Below are 17615 nucleotides of genomic sequence, written 5' to 3'. Positions count from 1 at the left end.
ATTGCCAAGATATTTGCCGCTCACAAATTACCGACAAGCCTCTTGGAACGCCCGCTGACCAGGGCATATACCCTTGTCATCGGCACCGCGAAGCCAGGCGGAAACACGCGCGCACCGGTAGCCAGGGGCTCCGGTGACGCGCGACTGATTACCGTGGACGGATCAGGAGGACGGGGCGTCTTCTGTTTCCAGTCGCCGGGCGATGTCCGCTCGCAATGCTTTCTTGTCGACCTTTCCTACCCCGATCATCGGAAAAGAATCGACCAGCACCAGGCGCTCCGGGAGTTTGAAACGGGCGACTCCGGCATCGAGCATCGCCGTCCGGACGTCGGCGACCTCGACCCGCTTCCCGGGGGCCGGCACGACATAGAGACACACCGCCTCGCCGAGTACGGCATCCGGCATCGCCACCGCGGCGGCCGCGACAACCCCGTCCACCCGGTACGCGAAGACCTCCAACTCCTCGGCGGCGATCTTCTCCCCGCCCCGGTTGATGACGTCCTTGTCCCGGCCCACCACGACCAGGTTGCCGTCGCTCGTCTGCCGTACCACGTCACCGGTGCGGTACCAGCCGTCGACGAACGCGTGCGCGTTCAGCTCCGGCGACCGGTAGTAACCCCGCAGCGTGTAGGGCCCTCGGGTGAGCAGCACCCCCGGCTCCCCGTACGGCACCGGCTCGCCCCGTTCGTCGACGATGCGGATCTCGTCGTCCGGGCAGATCGGCCGCCCCTGGGTGTGGTTGACAACCTCGGCCGGATCGTCGAGGCGGGTCTGGCAGAGCAGCCCCTCGGCCATCCCGAACACCTGCTGGAGCCCGCAGCCGAGCTTGGGACCGATCTGCTCGGCCATGGCGACGGGCAGGCGCGAGGCGCCGACCTGCAACAACCGCAACGAGCTGAGGTCGATGCCCGGCTCGGCGTCGCGGTGGTCGAGCCAGCGCTGCACGATCGCCGGCACCACGGAGGTCGCGGTCACCCGCTCCCGTTCGATAGTCCGCATCGCCAGTTCCGGTGCGGGTGAGGCGGCGACCACTACCCGGCCACCGGCCAGCAGCGTGCCGAGCACCCCCGGGCCGGTGTTGGGGAACCCGTGGCCCAGCGGCAGGACCGCGAGGTAGACGCTGTCCCGGCCGAACTCGCACACCTCGATCGCCCGCTTGATCATGTACGTGAGGTCGTTGTGCGTACGGGGAATGAGCTTCGGGATCCCGGTCGTCCCGCCGGACGGGATGAGCATCGCCACCGCGTCACCGCCCGGGGCGGCCGCGTCGAACTCCGCGGCCACCGCTTCGGCGTGCTCGATCGGTTCGCACAGCGCCCGGAAGTCGACGCTGCCCGGCCGGACGTCGGCGCCGACGACCAGGACGTGCTCGGCGCTGGGCACGTCGCGCACCACCTCGTGCGCCATCGCCTGGAGGTCGAAGTCCCGGTACGTGTCCGGCACCACGATCATCCTGGCCTCGGCGTGGGCCGTGACGCCGCCGATCTCGTACTGGCGGTGCTGCGGCAGCATCCACACCGGCACCGCACCGAGGCGCAGGCACGCCACGGTCACGATGACGAACTCCCAGCAGTTCGGCAGTTGCACCACCACCCGGTCGTCGGCCCGCAGCCCGAGCGCGCCCATCCGGGAGGCGGCCCCGTCGACCCGGGCCAGGAACTCCCGGTAGGTCAGGCGCATGTCGCCGTCGACCAGACAGATCGCATCCGGGGCCTTGCGGGCGGCGTCTGCCAGGTGCGACCCGAGCGAACGTCCCTCCCAGTAGCCCTCGGCGACGTACCGGGCGGCCGCATCCTCGGGCCAGGGGACGAACCCGGTACGGGTCGGCCTTACCGCTGTCTCGGGCATGGTTGCTCCTGAGGTTTGACGGGCCGGCATCCGCACCCGGCCATCGGGTGTGTGGACAGTGGGGCGGGTGGCGGAAATCCTGCGGGCGCCGGAACTGCGGAAACAAACCCGCTGGATCAGTCGACGAGCCGACTCAGTTGAAGATCGTCAGTCGCTACAACGAATTCCATATCACCCAATCACCAGCTCATACTAGCCGTCCGGACCGGTGCCGGTTTCTCTCACGTTGCTGGACCATTGGGTACGCGGATCCGTCCCGGAATTACGCGACGCATTCGCGCGTAATACCCGAGCGGAGATCATTGGCCGAGATTTGCGATGCCGGCCGCGGCAGTGGCGGCCGGCATCCGCGTACCGCTGAAAGGGCGCCCGACGGGGGCGGACCCGGCGGTCAGGCGGTCGGGAGCGCGGCGGCCGCCTCGGGCGCGGGACGACCGGACGCCGCCTCCCGCGCGTCGTGGAACGCGGTCGGGTACGCGTAGGCCGCGCCACCCAGTTCGGTGACCCTCGCCCGCAGGACCGCGTTGGCCCGGCGCATCCGGTCCAGCGTCTGCGGGTCGTCGGGCGGCGCGGTCCGCTGCACCCCGAACAGGACGGTCACCGGATCCTGCGCCCGCGCCACGTTGGGCGCGACGATCCGAGCGGTCGGGAACGGGTAGACCATGACACCGCCGCCCGTACCGATGTCCTGCGGCCCGAGCGAACCGAGCACGTCACCGATGACCGCCTCGGCGTGCCGACCCGGCAGCAGCAGGTTGCACCTCGGGTGCGGGTCGCGTTGCCAGGAACCGGCCGAACGCATCGCCGCCTCCATCGCGGCGGCCCGGCGCAGGAAGTCGCCGTAGGACCCGGTGTCGATCTCGGCGGTGTCGCGGTCGTACCCGAGATCCCCGAGCAGCGCCCGGTCGTCCGGCTCGGCCGGCGGATCGAAGGTGGAGACGGCCTCCAGCAGGTAACGCCAACCCTCGCCGTCGACGTACCGGACCTGGCCGCCGACGTAGTCGAACCGCCGGTCGTCGACGAGCCGCCGCTGGTCGGCCAGGAACGGGCCGAGATCGTGGTAGGTGAGCAGGTAACGACGGGCGGTACTGGCGGCCGGCGCCAGGGCGAGCGTGGCCCGGGTGATGATGCCGTACTGGCCCTGGCTGCCCCGGACGGCGTCGAAGAGGTCGGCGTCGCGCTTCGGCGAACAGGTCAGCAGCTCACCGTCGGGGGTGACCACGTCGAGGTCGTGCACGTTGTCGGCCTGGCAGCCGTGACGGTGGGTGGCGCCGCTGAAGCCGCCGACGGAGAGCGTGCCACCGACGGACATCTCCAGGTAGTCCACGACCACCGGCGGCGCGGTGCCGTACGGCAGGGTCGCGCCCAGCACCGCACTCCACCGGGCACCGGCGGCCACACTGATCCGGTCCGGTCCGCGCTCACCGATCTCGGCGAGCGCGGACATGTCGACCACGATTCCGTCGCGGACCTGCGCCTGGCCGTCGACCGAGTGACCCTCGCCCCGCGGCACCACGGTCAGCCCGTTCTCCCGGCCGAACCGTACGATCGCCGCGACGTCGGCCGCGTTGCCCGGACGGAGCACCGCCAGCGGGCGGCGGTGCACCTGGTGTCCGAAGTCGACGGCCGCGTCGGCAAGTTCGCGCGCACCCGTGCCGAGCGTCCCCACCAACTCCGGCACGGCCACGACGTCGGGCCCCGGCACGGTCGACCATTCGCGGGTGCCGCGACGGAATCCGATCACGGGATGAACCCGTACGATCCCACCAGCTCCGCGCCGCTCGCCACCGGGCTTCCGGCGACCCGCTCACCGAAGCCCTTCTGGAACTCCTGGAACGCGGCGAAGTCGGTCAGCGCACCGGCGTCGTCGTCCATGACCCCGACGTGCACGAACGTCACCCCGTCGGCCAGCCGGAACGAGGCGTAGCGAATACCCTCGGGGGCCTTCTCCGCCAATTCCGCGAAAACGTTCTGGATCAGGGCCTGGTTCTCCTCGGCGGTGTCCGCTTGCATTTCGTAGCGAACGACAAATGCCTTGCTCAAGACGGCCTCCAGGAATATGCGGTACGCACCGCGATGACATTTCCCAATGTGTCGCACATTACGCTTTGGTGGTGACGGATGCAACGCGTTCGGCAACGGTGACAAACGGTTGACCCGTACCCGTGGGACGGCTATCCGCAGCGATAGAGCGTCGCGTCCCGGAAGCCCGGTGTGGGCAGCTTCCCGATCGGCACGGACGGCGTACCGCCGTAGACGGCGGGGTCGACGACCGTGCAGGTGCGTTCGGTCCAGGCCAGCCGCTCCCGCTGCACCTCGCCGCCCATGCTCGCGATGCCGCCCGGTTGCGGGCCCTCCGGACGAGCGGTGTAGACGAACTTCAGCTCGCCCTCGTCCACCCAGCGCTGGAGCTGGTCGACCGTGGGCGCGTTGTCGGCACCGAGATACCCGCCCAGCCCGACGACTGTCGCGTCGGTGTGGATGATGAACGGCGCCGACGTGAGTCCACCGCCCTCGACCGCGAGGGTGATCCCCGCGCCGGCCGAGTTCTTCTGGGCGTACTCGACGACCTTGCGGTTCTCCTCGAAGAGTTCGGTGCCGCCGAACCCGCCGCCGCGCTGCGGGCCGACGGGCAGTTCCTCCGGCTTGAACGTAGGCATGGGCGGGGGCATCCCGGCCGGCGGCTCCGCGCCGGGCGGCGGCATCCCCGGAGGCGGCATCAGCCCCGGCGGCATCTCCATGCCGGGCGGGAAGACTCCGGTCATGACCGCCCGCATCACGGCCGGGATCTCGCCGCGCAGCAGTGCGGAGAACGCCTCGTTCGGTGGGCCGGCGGCGGGGAAGCCGCCGTTGGTCGGTGCTACGGATGCCGTACCCACGGACCATGCGGCCGGTGCGATCAGCGCCGACACCACGCCGAGTACGAGCGCGGGACGCCCCAGTGCCCGCCGCTGCCCCACCGACAGCCCGCCCAGTACCAGCCCCGCGACCGCGACCGCGGCGGTGGCGAGTACGGCCCACCGGCTCCAGCCGTTCCACGGCAGGTCCCGGGACACCACCCGGAACGCCCAGACCGCGGTGAGCGCGACCGCCAGCGGGAGCAGGAGCCAGCCGTACCCGTCGGCGTCGCGGTACTTCCGCCAGAGCACCGCGATGCCGGCGGCGCAGACCGCGGCGATCGCCGGCGCCAACATGACCGTGTAGTACGTGTTGAAGATGCCCTCGGTGAAGCTGAAGACGGCGAAGGTGATCAGGAGCCAGCCGCCCCAGAGGAACCAGCCGGCCCGTTGCGCGGGGTCGCCCCGCTGCTCGAACCACAACCGCCGGTACCCGGCCGCCCCGACGACCAACAGGGTCAGCAGGGCGAGCGGGAGCAGCCAGGAGATCTGGCCGCCGACCTCGGGGGAGAACATCCGGGAGATGCCGGGACTGCCACCGGAGAGCCCGACCATGGCGAGCGGGACGTTGATGCCCGACCCACCGGGTCGCTGGCCGTAGCCGAAGAGCGCGCCGAAGCCGTTGTAACCGAAGACGAGTTCCAGCGCGCTGCCGTTGGTGCTGCCACCCATGTACGGCTTGTCGCCCGGCCAGAGGTCGTGCAGCACCGGCCACCAGAACGACGACACCACCAGTACGCCGCCTGCCGCGAGCAGATCGGTGATCCGGCGCTTGATCGGGCCGGCGACGCTCACCAGGAAGGCGAGCGCGAACACCGGCACGATGATCCACGCCTGCAACATCTTGGCGTTGAAGCCGCAGCCGACAAAGAAGGCGGTCAGCAGCAGCCAACGGGTCCGTCCCCGACCGTCGGGGCTGTAGACCGACCGGGTGAGTGCGTACGCGGCGGCCACCAGCACGAGCACCAGCAGGGAGTCCATGTTGTTGTCGCGGTTGATGGCGACCGTGATCGGGGTCAGGGCGAGGATCAGCGCCGCGAGCAGCGCCACGTTCTCCCCCGCCCACAGGCGTACGGCTCGGTGCAGCAGGAACACTGCCAGCACGCCCTCGACCACCTGGGGCAGCAGCAGCGACCAGCTGTGGAAGCCGAAGATCATCACCGAGATCGCCTGTGGCCAGAGCGCCAGCGGCGGCTTGTCGACCGAGACGACGCCGTACGGGTCGGCGGCGCCGAAGAGGAAGTTGCTCAGGCTCTCGGTCATCGACTTGGCCGCGGCCGAATAGTAGGAGTTGCCGTAGTCGCTGGAGCCGATCAGCCAGGCGTAGAGCAGACCCGCCAGCACGCAGATCGCGGCGAGCGCCAGGCCCTGCATCCAGTTCCCGCGAACGGCCGCCACGGGTGCCGGCGACCCAATCCGTTGCTGATCCCGACTGCGCTCCCCTATGCCGGTCGTCGGCGGTGGACCGTGCGTGACGGAGGTCATGGAATGTCCTTTCCGAAACTGTCGGGTGAGACCCAGCGGCGGAGCTGTGGAAAGCGAGCAAAATGCCGGCCGTGCCGCCGACCGGTGGGCCCTCGGGTGGCACGGCAGGGTCCGGGGGCGCGCGACCACGCGGTCCACGGGCGCGGTTCGCGGTGGGCCACGGCAAGGCAGGGGTACGTCGGCAGCCGCGTCATGCCGGGTCCCGCCACAGGCTGGTCAGCATGGTCCGCAGCTCGGACCGGGGTTGCCAGCCCAGCACCTTCGCGGCGGCGGTGATGTCGGCCCGCTGCCAGGGCACGGAGGCGGAACGTGTCGAGCCGTCGCCGTCGTGGCGGATCTCGCCGCGGTAGCCGCTCACCTCGACCAGGGCGTCCACCAGTTCCTTCACCACGGTCGCCCGGCCACTGCCGATGTTGAGCACCGGTACGTCCAGCGCCGGCACCCGCGCCGCGGCGACCACCGCCCGAGCCACGTCCCGTACGTCGACGAAGTCCCGGACCGCGTCCACCGCGCCGATCCGGACCGGGCCGGGCCCGCCGCGCGCCCGGCGCAGCTCGGCGGCGAGCCGGCCCGGCAGGCTGCTCGCCGGTGCGCCCGCACCGACCGGGTTGGTGAGTCGCAGGACAACGGCGTCGAGACCGAACGCGCGGGCCGAGCCGACGACGTGGGTGCCGGCGAGCTTGCTCAGCCCGTAGCCGCCGACCGGACGGGCCGGGTCCCCCTCCGCGCTCGCGTGTCCCGGCTCGACCGGGCCGTACTCGGCGGCGGAGCCGAGGTGCACGAGCCGGACCGGTGTCGCGACCCGCGCCGCCGCGGCCACCAGCGCCGCCGGCAGCGCGACGTTCGCCTCGGCGAGGGCGGGCAGGTCGGAACCGGTCGCACCGGCACAGTTGACCAGCACGACCGGGCTGCCGTCGCCGGTGAGCAGCGCGACCAGACCGGCACCGTCCGGCCCGGTCAGGTCGAGGCACTCGTGCCGGTCCGACCACGGTGGTACGCGCCGGCCGACGGTGGTGACCCGGGCCCCGGTGTCGGTCAGCTCCCGCCACACGTGCCGACCGACGAAACCGCTCGCCCCGGCCAGTACGACGCGCATCACGCCCCCTTCAGCAGCGTTCCCTTGATCGAGTCGAACTCGGTGTTCGCGCGGTCGTAGTCGTCGGGGCGACCGATGTCCAGCCAGTACCCGTCGAACGGGTACTCGGCCGGCGGGGTGTTGCGCCCGAGCAGGTCGAGCACCAAATCGTCGAAGCCGAACGGCACACCGACGGTGTAGCGCTCCAGCGTGCTGCGGCTCAGGCCGTAGATGCCCATGCTGACCTGGTAGTCGATGGTCGGCTTCTCGACGAAGTGGACCACCTGCTTGTTCCTGGTAGACAGCACCCCGAAGTCGATGCGCACCTCCCGCCGGTACGTGGCCACGGTCAGCGGCGCACCGTGCGCGCTGTGGTGCCGGAGCACGTCGGCGTAGTCGATGTCGGTGAGGATGTCGCCGTTCATGACCAGGAAGTGCTCGGGCAGCCGGTCGAGCATTCCGCGTACCGGGCCCATGGTGCCCAGCGGTACGTCCTCGGTCACGTACTCGATGTCCATGTTCCAGCGGCTGCCGTCGCCGACGAACGCCCGGATCAGGTGCCCGAGGTAGCCGATGGCCAGGGTGGCGCTGGAGAAGCCCCGCTGCGAGAGCTGGCTCAGCACGATCTCCAGGATGGAGAACTCGTCGCCGATCGGCACCAGCGGTTTCGGCAGCCGGCTGGTGTAGGGGCGCAGCCGGATCCCCTTGCCGCCGGCCAGGATCACCGCGTGCATGGCAGGTGCCCCCTCACTGCTCGTACCGGCCCGGGCGGTAGGCCGCCAGGTTGGTCGGGTCACGGAACCACTCGATCGTCTGCCGCAGGCCGGCGTCGCGGTCGAACGCCTGGCTCCATCCCGTACGCTCGCGCAGCCTGCCGGCGTCGCAGACCAGCCGCATCACCTCGGAGTCCTTCGGGCGTCTGCGCCGTACGTCCTCGGTGACCACGGCGTCGGCGTCCATCAGCCGGACGATGTCGGTGGCGAGTTCACCGATCGACACCTCCACCCCGGTGCCGGCGTTGAACACCTCACCGAGCACCGCCGACGCCGGTGCGGTGCCCACCGCCACGAAGGCGTTGGCGGTGTCGGTGACGAAGGTGAAGTCGCGGGTCGGGTCGAGCGCACCGAGGCTGATCTCCCGCGAGCCGGCGGCGAGCTGGCTGATGATGGTCGGGATGACCGCACGGGCCGACTGGCGCGGGCCGAAGGTGTTGAACGGCCGCAGCGTCACCGCGGGAACCCCGAAGCTCAGGTGGTACGACTCGACCAGCTTGTCCGCGGCAACCTTCGTCGCCGCGTACGGCGACTGCGCCTGCAACGGGTGCGCCTCGCCGATCGGTACGGTCAGTGCCGTCCCGTAGGTCTCGCTGGTCGAGGTGTGCACGAGTCTCGGTGTGCCGCAGGCCCGCACCGCTTCGAGTACGTTCAACGTGCCCACCACGTTCGTTTCCACATAGGACCGGGGCGCCTGGTACGAGTACGGGATCGCGATCAGCGCCGCCAGGTGGTAGACCACCTCGGCCCGTTCCACCAGTGCCCGGGTCGACGCCGGGTCACGTACGTCGCCCGGCTGCACCTCCACCTGGGCCAGTACGTCGGCGTCCAGGCGGTCCAGCCAGCCCCACGAGCCGAACGAGTTGTACAGCACCATCGCCCGCACCCGGTGCCCGCGGCGTACCAGCGCCTCGACCAGGTGGGACCCGATGAATCCCTCTGCCCCGGTGACCGCTACGAGCTCCGACATCGCCCCTCCGTGGTGTCCCCGTGCCGAAGTTTCGTCAGCCATCCACGATCTCCGTTGATCGATGGCCCCCATACGGTCACACGCGACGATCCGCTTCGGCTTCTCCGATATTGCTGCCCTGGGCGAGGATCTGCCGGGCCTGCCGGTCCCGCAATCAGGAAGAAGGCGGAGCGCAGTACGGGGGATAGCGTGAGGAAGCGATCGAGCTTTCCGGTATCGGCGCCAGTGGTCCACTGATGGGCAATAACACAAGGTTCCGTCGATGCCGGCCTACTCGACATCTGGTCACCACAACGGACCCCTGTTGGAGGTCGTGTCCCATGTCAGAAGCTGTGTGCCCGTACGTCCTCGATCCCGAAGGCGCTGACACCCATGGGGAAACTGCCCGTCTGCGCGAGCAGGGCCCGATCGCACGGGTCGAACTCCCGGACGGCGTACTCGCCTGGTCAGTGCACGGTTACGAGGTCGCCAAGCAGATTATGGGCGACGAGCGGTTTTCGAAGAATCCGCGTCGTAACTGGCCCGCGTACATCAACGGCGAGATCTCGGACGGCTGGCCGCTGATCACCTGGGTCGCCATGGACACCATGGCCACCCAGGACGGTGTCGACCACGCCCGCCTGCGCAAACTGCTCCTGAAGGCGTTCACCCAGCGGCGCGTCGAAGACATGAAGCCGCACATCCACAAGACCGTCAACGACCTCCTCGACAACATGGCGGCGGCCGGCACCGAAACCGTCGACCTGAAGGCGATGTTCCACGCGGAACTGCCGACCCGACTGATGTGCGACCTTTTCGGCGTACCCGAGGAGTCCCGCGCGGAGGTACTGGAAGGTGGCCACAAGAACATCGACACCCGCATTTCGGCCGAGGTCGCCGAGGCGAATCTCGGACAGTGGCAGAAGGCCATTTCCGACCTGGTCGAATACAAGCGCGCCAACCCCGGTGACGACCTCACCAGTGGGATGATCGCGGCCAAGGAAGAGGACGGCTCGCGGCTGAGCGATTCCGAGATGATCGGAACTCTGCACCTTCTGCTCGGCGCCGGTTCCGAGACGCTGGTGAACGCGCTCGCCCATTCTTCGCTGGCTCTGCTGACCGACCCCGACCTGCGGCAGAAGGTGGTCTCCGGGGAGATTCCCTGGGAGAACGTGTGGGAGGAGACGCTCCGGGTGGAGTCGCCCGTCGCCCACCTGCCGTTCCGCTACGCCACCGAGGACTTCGAGATCGGCGGCGTCTCGATCGCCAAGGGTGACGCGGTCCTCATCGACTTCGCCGGCATCGGTCGTGACCCGGCGATCCACGGCGCCGACGCCGACGAGTTCAACGCGCTGCGGGAGGACAAGACGCACCTGTCGTTCGGGCACGGTGTGCACTACTGCCTCGGCGCCCGGCTGGCGAAGGAGGCGTGGATCATCGGTATCCCCGCCCTGTTCGCCCGCTTCCCCGACCTGCAGCTCGCGGTCAGCCGCGACGAGCTGGTCGGCCAGGGCAGCTTCGTGGTCAACGGGCACGCCAGCCTGCCGGTGTACCTGAAGGGCAAGGTTCCGAGCCTCGTCTAGGCCCCGACAGCACTCATCGGTGCGGTTCTCGACCGTTCCGGGCGTACCGCTGGCTCTTTCGCAGCGGGCGCCCGGGACGTCGAGGGACCGCGCCGAACCGTGCGGCGGTCGCGTCACCCGGTGTCGCGCCGCCGCCTTTCCCGCATCCCCACCTCTCCCGCGTACGGCATCCGCGCGGCGCGGACTTTCAGCCAAGGAGACTGTCGATGGTAGATCCAGCAGTGGTGGACGACCACGGAGTCGCCCCCGAAGGGCTTCCGCTCGACGACGACTACGCCGGACCGCGCAACCTGCCGGTCGAGAAGGTGTTGTCGGCGGACGGTACCGCGATCGCGTTCGAGAGGTCCGGAAGCGGACCGGCCGTTGTCGTGATCGGCGGAGGGCTCAACGACCGGGCGATGTTCACCCCGTTCGCCAGCATCCTGTCCGAGCACTTCACGGTCTTCAACTACGACCGCCGTGGCCGCGGCGACAGCGAGTACGGCGACCCGGAGCAGTACACCATCGACCGCGAGGTCGAGGACCTGGCCGCGGTGATCGAGGCGACCGGTGAGCCGACCGCGGTCTTCGCCAACTGCACCGGGGGGATGATCGCCATCCGGGCGGCTGCCGCGGGCGTACCTATGTCGAAGCTGGGGCTGTACGAGCCTCCGTACAACTCGCCGAAGGCCACCCCGGAGCAGGTGACCCAGCTCAAGGAGCTGATCGCGGAGGACCGGCGGGACGAGACGGTGACGCTCTTCGCCAAGGACATCGTCCGGTTCATGAACGACGAGACCCTGGACCACTTCAAGCAGCACCCGGCGTGGCAGGCCTTCGTGTCGATGTCGCCGTCGACCATCTACGACACCGTGATCAGCACCGAACACAACTCGATCCCGCTCGAATCGCTGCCGCAGGTCAAGGTGCCCACGCTCATCGTGCGTGGCGAGGACAGTTCCGCGCCGATCAAGGATGCCTGCCTCACCCTCTCCGAGGAGATCCCCGGTGCCCGTCTGATCACCCTGGAGGGCGAGGGCCATCTGTTCAACCAGAAGACCGGGGCGCCGTTGATGGTGGAGTTCTTCGGGTCGTGACGGTGCCGGCGCCGGATGGCGCCAGACCGTACCGCTGACACCGTCGCGGAGCCGAGGCTCCGCGACGGTGATCTCATGGGCGTATCGCTGACGCGGTGGGTCCCGGAGTCACCGCTGTCCTGTGCGAAAAGAGAGCACAGGACAAGACAAATCTGACGAATGGGGGCGCACACAATGGGCGGCATGACTCATCACCAAGACGCCACCGACGGCGACGGGGCTCTGAACGAGCAGGTCAGCGGGTGCCCGATGTCGCTGACGGGCACCCGCGTCGGGCTTGACATCGCCAAGGAAGTAACTCATTTGCGCGACTCGGGGCAGCTTGCCCGCGTGACGACGGCATTCGGCCAAGAGGCCACGATGATCAGTCGTTACGACGAGGTACGGGCCCAGCTCGCCGACACCGAGGGTTTCCAGGTTGGTCCCGTCCCCTCACCGCAGGTGCTGATCGACGCGGGCTTCGACACCGAGAATGTCCGCCGACGACGCCTCGTCGGCAACCTGATCATGATGGACCCACCGGAGCACACCCGGTTGCGGAAGATGGTCACCTCCTGGTTCACCAGCCGCCGGATCGAACGCAGCCGGCCCCGGGTGGTCGAGATCATCAACGCGGCGCTGGACGCGATGGAGGAGGCCGGTCCCCCGGTCGACCTGGTGTCGATGTTCGCGAAGACCGTGCCGGTGATGGTGATCTGCGAACTGCTCGGGGTGCCCGAGGCAGAGCGGGAGAGCGTACGCCGCCGCGCCTCGCGGGGCAACGACCCGTCGATTCCGTCCACCCCCCTGGGTGAACTGCGCCGACTCGGCGAGGCCGGCTGGGTCACGCCCGAGCTGATCGCATATCGCCGGGAACGTCCCAGCGACGACGTGATCGGCATGCTCCTGCGGGAGCACGGCCCCGGCAGCGAGGCCAACGACATCACCGACGACGAACTGGTCGGCCTCGCCAATGCCCTGCTCATCGCCGGGCACGAGACCACCACCCAGATGCTCTCCCTGGGCACCCTGGCCCTGCTGCGCCACCCCGAACAGCTCGCCCTGGTACGCGACAATCCCGAGGCCGTCGCCGGGGCGGTCGAGGAGTTGCTGCGTTACATCGGCGTACTGCACGGCGGTTTCATCCGCATGGCCACCAAGGACACCGTGCTGGGCGACCACAAGATCCGGGCCGGCGAACTTGTCGTACCGGCGCTGGCCGCGGCGAATCGCGATCCGAACCTGCTGGAGGACGGCGACCGGTTGGACGTGACCCGGCCTCCGACGAGTCACCTGGCCTTCGGTCACGGTGTGCATTTCTGCATCGGCGCCCCGCTGGCACGGTTGGAGTTGCGTGAGGCGTTCCCCGCGCTACTCAACCGCTTCCCCAACCTCCGCCTCGCCGTACCCGAGTCCGAACTCGAATTCACCGACGACACCACCGTGTACGCACTGCGGAGCCTGCCGGTGACCTGGTGACACCGGCACCATGATTCGGGCCCGACCAACACCGGAGTTGGTCGGGCCCGAATCATGGTGGCTGTTCTCCGTCGAACCGGGCGCCCGGTTCGCGGTCGACCGTTGCCTATGTGGTGTCAGCTCAGGCGTTCCTGGAGGTGGACGGTGACCTCGGCGCCCGTGTCCTTGTCCACCAGCTTGCGCAGTGCCGCCTTCACCGGAAGCCAGTGCGGGCCCTCGCCCGACGGCATCAGGGTGGCGGTGAACGGGTGTCCGTCGATCGTCCCACCAACCTTGACGGGCCGCCGCGTTCCGAAGAGTTCGGCGGAACCCGCCAACTCGATGAAGGTGGGGAATGCACCATCCGATTGGATTTTCGACTTGAAAGTCTTGTCGATCTTCTGTGCGGGCTTCTCGGCAGCAGGCATGGTCCTGTCCTCCTGATTGTGGTGGGGGATGGCTGATTCGACCCTTGGCTCGTCGCATCTGGAAACGAAGCGAGGCTCCCGGTCGCTCGGCTGCTAGCTCCTTCCAGTATCGCAGAGCGGAACGCCGAGGACCTGCGAGCCGCGTACGGCGACCGCAGGTCCTCGACTCACGTTCGTGGCACCCGACCGGAGCATCCGGTCAGGCGGTCTTCTCGAACATCTCGGCCGTCGGGTCCCGCAGTTCCGGGTTGACCCGCTCGAACAGCGCCAGGATGAGTACGCCGCCGAGCACCATCAGCCCGGCACCGATCCGGAAGGCCAGGGCGTAGCCGGAGGTCACGGCGACCTCCGGAGCCACGCCGCGCTGCATCTCCTCGCCGGCGTACCGGAGCGCGAGGGTGGCGAGCACGGCGAGACCGAGCGCGGAACCGACCTGCTGCGAGGTGCTCTGCACACCCGAGGCCAGGCCCGAGTCCTGGACGGTGACCCCGTGCAGCGCGGCGTTGGTCGCGGCCGGCATGGTCGTGCCCGCGAACACCCCGAACACGATCATCCCGGGCAGGATTCCGCTGACGTAGGAGGTGTCGGTGTCGATCATGCTGGTCAGGAGCAGACCCAGACCGGCGCCGATGAATCCGACCGCGGCCACCACCTTCACCCCGAAGCGCGGGGTCAGCGCGGTGCCCAGGCCGATGCCGGCCCCGATCGAGAAGCCGAGCGGCAGCCAGGCCAGCCCACCCTCGAGCGGGGAGTAGCCCAACACGTGCTGCTCGAACAGGGTCAGCATGAAGGTGTACGAGATGAACGACGCCATGAAGAACAGCGAGGTGACGTTGATGACCGACCTGGTGCGGTTGGCGAAGAACTCCAGTGGGATGAGCGGGTTGCTCGCCCGCCGCTCGACGATGAGCATCGCCCCCAGCAGGGAGACTCCGGCGATGAGCGGGAGCATCACCCGCGCCGATCCCCACGGGTGCTCAGCCGCCTGCAACAACCCGTAGACGATGGCGAAGAGACCGGCGGTCGAGGTGACCGCGCCCGTGACGTCCAGGCTCGCACCCTTCTCCCGCACCATCTTGCTCTCGGCGACGAGTCGGGGCAGGAGCAGGAAGACCAGCAGGGCGACCGGGAGATTGATGTAGAAGATCCAGCGCCAGGACGCCAGGTCGGTCAGCACCCCGGAGATGACGTACCCCAGGGTGCCGCCGAGCGCCACCAGGCCGCCCCAGATGCCCAGGGCCTTGGTGCGTTCCTTCGGCTCGGTGAACAGCAGTGCGATCAGGCCGAGCGACGCGGGGGCGGCGATCGCCTCGGCGATCCCCTGACCGAACCGGCCCGCGATCATCATGCCCTGGGAGACGGCGGCACCGCAGACGGCCGAGGACACCGCGAAGATGACCACGCCGGTCAGCAGCAGCAGCCGTCGACCGAACATGTCCGCCAACCGGCCACCGAGCAGCAGCAGCCCGCCGGACATCAGCAGGTAGCCGTTCACGACCCAGGCGAGTCCGGCTTCCTTGAACCCGAGGGACTCCTGGATCCGCGGCAGTGCGACGTTCACGATGGTCATGTCCAGCAGGATCATGAACTGCAGGCCACAGACCAGGGCGAGCGCCCACCACCGCCGGGGATCCAGTTTCTTGGGTGGAGCATCGGCCTGCGGGCCCCCGGCGCCCTCCGAGGCCGTACTCGAATCTACCGTGGACACGCGCGTCTCCCTTGACGATTGTTTTCATGAGGTCGGCGGGGCATTTCGCCGGGCCGGCGGAATCAGGTCACGGCACGCTTCGAGCGCGGCACGCGCCGAAAGGCGGGAAAGAGTGGGCCTCGGTAGCGCCATCCCGCCGGGGACGGGGCGTTATGGTGTTGCTTCGGATCACGGCCGTGAATCGCTTTCGGCGAAACCCGGCGGCCGGGTCAGGAACTCAGCAGACCGACGTTGTTGCCGTCGGGGTCGGCGAAGACGGCAATGCGTCCGCGGCCGGGGATGGATTGCGGCTCCAGCACCCGGGTGCCACCGAGTTTCTCCGCCTGATCGAGGGCGGCCTCGACGTCGTCGACCGGGAAATAGGTGACGAAACCCGTGTAGGGGCTGCCGGGTCCGGCCTGGCCGATCCCGCCCGTCGGTTCACCGTTCGCGCCGATCACGAGCGCGTAGTTGTCGTCCAGGACATGCACCGTCCACCCGAGCAACTCCTTGTAGAAAGCTCGCGTCCGCTCGGAGTCGGGAGTGGAGATGTCGAACCAGCCGGGCACATTAGTGGGCCGGTCCGAATTAAAGTCTACACCGTCTACATCAGCCATGTCTGGATCGTACACCGGGGCCTCACGGTGGCGCAACACGGTCCTTTAACTACGGCCCGTAACATAGTTCGGGCGTCGTACGGGCTCGAAAACACCGTCGAATCGGCGCATCCGTCGAACCGTTGAACCGGGGCGGACCTGGTGTTTTGCGCCAAGTACGGGACAAGTCCCGCGGTCTGCCCGATCGACCCCGCTCAGCCCGCCGGCAACCCTGCGTCAGCGCCCCGAGCCACCCACAATGAATCGCCACGGACAGCGCGAACAGTATTGACGGACGTGGTGTCACCGAGATGTCGCCGTACGCGTCCGCGTCGTACGGACAAAACACTGACAGGAATACAGCAACGGGGAAGATGCCGCACGGCCGCGATGGGTGAAGCCTGTCAACAGAAGTCGACCACTGCCGGTGGCCGACAAGAGACCCCAAACGATGACTATCACATATCGGGCCGGATCGCCCCGTTAATCGCGACCCTGGCCGATGGCGATTTGACGATCATGCGGTCCTGCACCGGGAGAGGCAGGTACTTCCCGCACGCTCGCGCTGGATCCCTCACCTCCGAAGGAGCAAGTCATGACGGGGACGCTCGCGCCGCCACGCGGTCTCGCGCCGGAACAACTCGCCTCACGGCTCCCGTCGCTGACCGGCCTGCGGTGGGTTGCGGCGTTCGGCGTCTGGGTCTACCACTCGTTCCAGAACGTCCCGGAACTCACGCTCTTCCGGGACGTCACCGTGAACAACCACCTCCAGGCGATCTCCCAGCCGGCCGGCGGCCTGGGCGTCCAGGTGTTCTTCGTGCTCAGTGGATTCGTGCTGACCTGGTCGGCGCGACCGAACGACACCGTCAAGGCCTTCTGGCGCCGCCGGTTCGTCAAGATCTACCCCAACTACCTGGTCACCTGGCTGCTGGCCATGCTCATGTTCGCGATGTGGATGACCCCCGCCTGGATCACCGTGGTGAACGTGGTGATGTTGCAGCCGTGGGTGCCGGACGTCAACGTCTTCTTCAGCGTGGACATGCCGAGTTGGTCGGTCGGGGTCGAGGCGCTGTTCTACGCCTGCTTCCCGCTGCTCTACCTGCTGATCCGGCGGATCGAGCCCAGCCGGCTGAAGTATTGGCTCGCCGCGGCGGTCGCCGGCAGCTTCGCCATCCCCGCCATCCTCTACCTGTCGCTACCGTCGACACCGTGGGTCGAGTCCGGTCCGGTCTCCGAGTTGCAGCTCTTCTTCGCGTACATCTTCCCGCCGTCGCGGCTGCTGGACTTCGCCGTCGGCATCCTGGTCGCCCGCGCGGTGATGACCGGTCGTTGGCGTGACATCGGGATGCTCTGGTCGGGAGCGCTGCTGATCGCCAGCTACGTGCTCGCGATGTTCGTACCTTTCCTCTACGGCCTCCGCGCGGTGAGCATCGTCCCGATCGCGCTGCTGATCGCGGCCGCCGCCAACGCCGACATCGCGGGCCGGTTCACCCTGCTGCGCAACCGGGTGATGGTCTGGCTCGGCAACATCTCGTACGCCTTCTACCTGGTGCAGTTGCTGGTGTACCTGGCCCTGCGCTTCTCGCTCGGCCCGGGTCTCTACTCGACCCCGGTGAGCCTGCTCATCCTGCTGGCCGACCTGGCGGTCACCATCGTGGTGTCCGCGGCCCTGTACCGGTTCGTCGAACGGCCCGCCGTACGCCGCTGGTCGAAGTCCCGAGCCCGGGTACCGGCCACCACCACCGTGACCTGACCCTCCACGCGGGGGCATGATCGTGTCC

14 protein-coding genes are annotated in these 17615 nt (G+C 68.7%); 4 read left to right on the top strand and 10 right to left on the bottom strand.

The window, feature by feature from the left end:
* Positions 1 to 162: 162 nt before the first annotated feature.
* The 7 genes from AB0J90_RS05675 to AB0J90_RS05645 all read right to left on the bottom strand — a co-directional run bounded on the left by AB0J90_RS05675 (position 163) and on the right by AB0J90_RS05645 (position 9048).
* Positions 163 to 1848 carry an AMP-binding protein gene (locus tag AB0J90_RS05675; protein WP_363592521.1) on the bottom strand — a complete coding sequence of 562 codons (1686 nt, stop codon included), beginning with the start codon at positions 1846 to 1848 and terminating at the stop codon, positions 163 to 165.
* A gap of 391 nt (positions 1849 to 2239) precedes the next feature.
* Positions 2240 to 3592, bottom strand: a complete 1353-nt coding sequence (locus AB0J90_RS05670) for an FAD-binding protein (protein WP_363592519.1) — start codon at positions 3590 to 3592, stop codon at positions 2240 to 2242.
* The gene (locus tag AB0J90_RS05665; protein WP_363592517.1) at positions 3589 to 3861 is read right to left on the bottom strand and encodes a hypothetical protein; all 273 of its coding nucleotides are present in this window, start codon (positions 3859 to 3861) and stop codon (positions 3589 to 3591) included. The genes AB0J90_RS05670 and AB0J90_RS05665 overlap by 4 nt, the downstream gene beginning before the upstream one ends.
* 161 nt (positions 3862 to 4022) lie before the next feature.
* Positions 4023 to 6119, bottom strand: coding sequence for a glycosyltransferase family 39 protein (locus AB0J90_RS05660; protein ID WP_363592516.1), 2097 nt, complete (start codon positions 6117 to 6119; stop codon positions 4023 to 4025).
* 301 nt (positions 6120 to 6420) lie between these two features.
* Positions 6421 to 7326, bottom strand: a complete 906-nt coding sequence (locus AB0J90_RS05655) for an NAD(P)-dependent oxidoreductase (RefSeq protein ID WP_363592515.1) — start codon at positions 7324 to 7326, stop codon at positions 6421 to 6423.
* Positions 7326 to 8039: a sugar phosphate nucleotidyltransferase gene (locus AB0J90_RS05650; protein WP_363592513.1), complete on the bottom strand. Its 714-nt coding sequence runs from the start codon at positions 8037 to 8039 to the stop codon at positions 7326 to 7328. Before AB0J90_RS05650 ends, AB0J90_RS05655 begins: the two co-directional genes overlap by 1 nt.
* 13 nt (positions 8040 to 8052) lie before the next feature.
* On the bottom strand, positions 8053 to 9048 hold the full coding sequence (locus AB0J90_RS05645; RefSeq protein WP_363592511.1) for an SDR family NAD(P)-dependent oxidoreductase: 996 nt from the start codon (positions 9046 to 9048) through the stop codon (positions 8053 to 8055).
* 320 nt (positions 9049 to 9368) lie between these two features.
* Here AB0J90_RS05645 and AB0J90_RS05640 point away from each other — a divergent pair, with 320 nt between their 5' ends.
* The 3 genes from AB0J90_RS05640 (at position 9369) to AB0J90_RS05630 (ending at position 13144) form a co-directional block, all read left to right on the top strand.
* Positions 9369 to 10610 (top strand): cytochrome P450, encoded by a 1242-nt coding sequence (locus AB0J90_RS05640; protein ID WP_363592509.1) that lies wholly within the window; start codon positions 9369 to 9371, stop codon positions 10608 to 10610.
* 206 nt (positions 10611 to 10816) lie between these two features.
* A complete protein-coding gene (locus tag AB0J90_RS05635; RefSeq protein ID WP_363592507.1) occupies positions 10817 to 11686 on the top strand; it encodes an alpha/beta hydrolase in 870 nt (289 codons plus the stop codon).
* A gap of 183 nt (positions 11687 to 11869) precedes the next feature.
* On the top strand, positions 11870 to 13144 hold the full coding sequence (locus AB0J90_RS05630; RefSeq protein WP_363592505.1) for a cytochrome P450: 1275 nt from the start codon (positions 11870 to 11872) through the stop codon (positions 13142 to 13144).
* 116 nt (positions 13145 to 13260) lie between these two features.
* Here the strand turns inward: AB0J90_RS05630 and AB0J90_RS05625 are convergent, their stop codons facing one another.
* The 3 genes from AB0J90_RS05625 to AB0J90_RS05615 all read right to left on the bottom strand — a co-directional run bounded on the left by AB0J90_RS05625 (position 13261) and on the right by AB0J90_RS05615 (position 15855).
* On the bottom strand, positions 13261 to 13551 hold the full coding sequence (locus AB0J90_RS05625) for a DUF1905 domain-containing protein (protein ID WP_363592503.1): 291 nt from the start codon (positions 13549 to 13551) through the stop codon (positions 13261 to 13263).
* 199 nt (positions 13552 to 13750) lie between these two features.
* Entirely contained in the window at positions 13751 to 15259 is a 1509-nt protein-coding gene (locus tag AB0J90_RS05620; protein ID WP_363592501.1) for an MFS transporter, read from the bottom strand.
* 209 nt (positions 15260 to 15468) lie between these two features.
* Entirely contained in the window at positions 15469 to 15855 is a 387-nt protein-coding gene (locus tag AB0J90_RS05615; protein ID WP_363592499.1) for a VOC family protein, read from the bottom strand.
* A gap of 574 nt (positions 15856 to 16429) precedes the next feature.
* On the opposite strand from AB0J90_RS05615, the gene AB0J90_RS05610 reads away from it, so the two are divergent.
* The gene (locus AB0J90_RS05610; RefSeq protein WP_363592497.1) at positions 16430 to 17587 is read left to right on the top strand and encodes an acyltransferase; all 1158 of its coding nucleotides are present in this window, start codon (positions 16430 to 16432) and stop codon (positions 17585 to 17587) included.
* The last annotated feature ends 28 nt before the right edge of the window (positions 17588 to 17615 follow it).

Source organism: Micromonospora sp. NPDC049523 (assembly GCF_040676775.1).
Classification (GTDB): domain Bacteria; phylum Actinomycetota; class Actinomycetes; order Mycobacteriales; family Micromonosporaceae; genus Micromonospora_G.
This window is presented reverse-complemented; position numbering and strand designations above follow the sequence as displayed.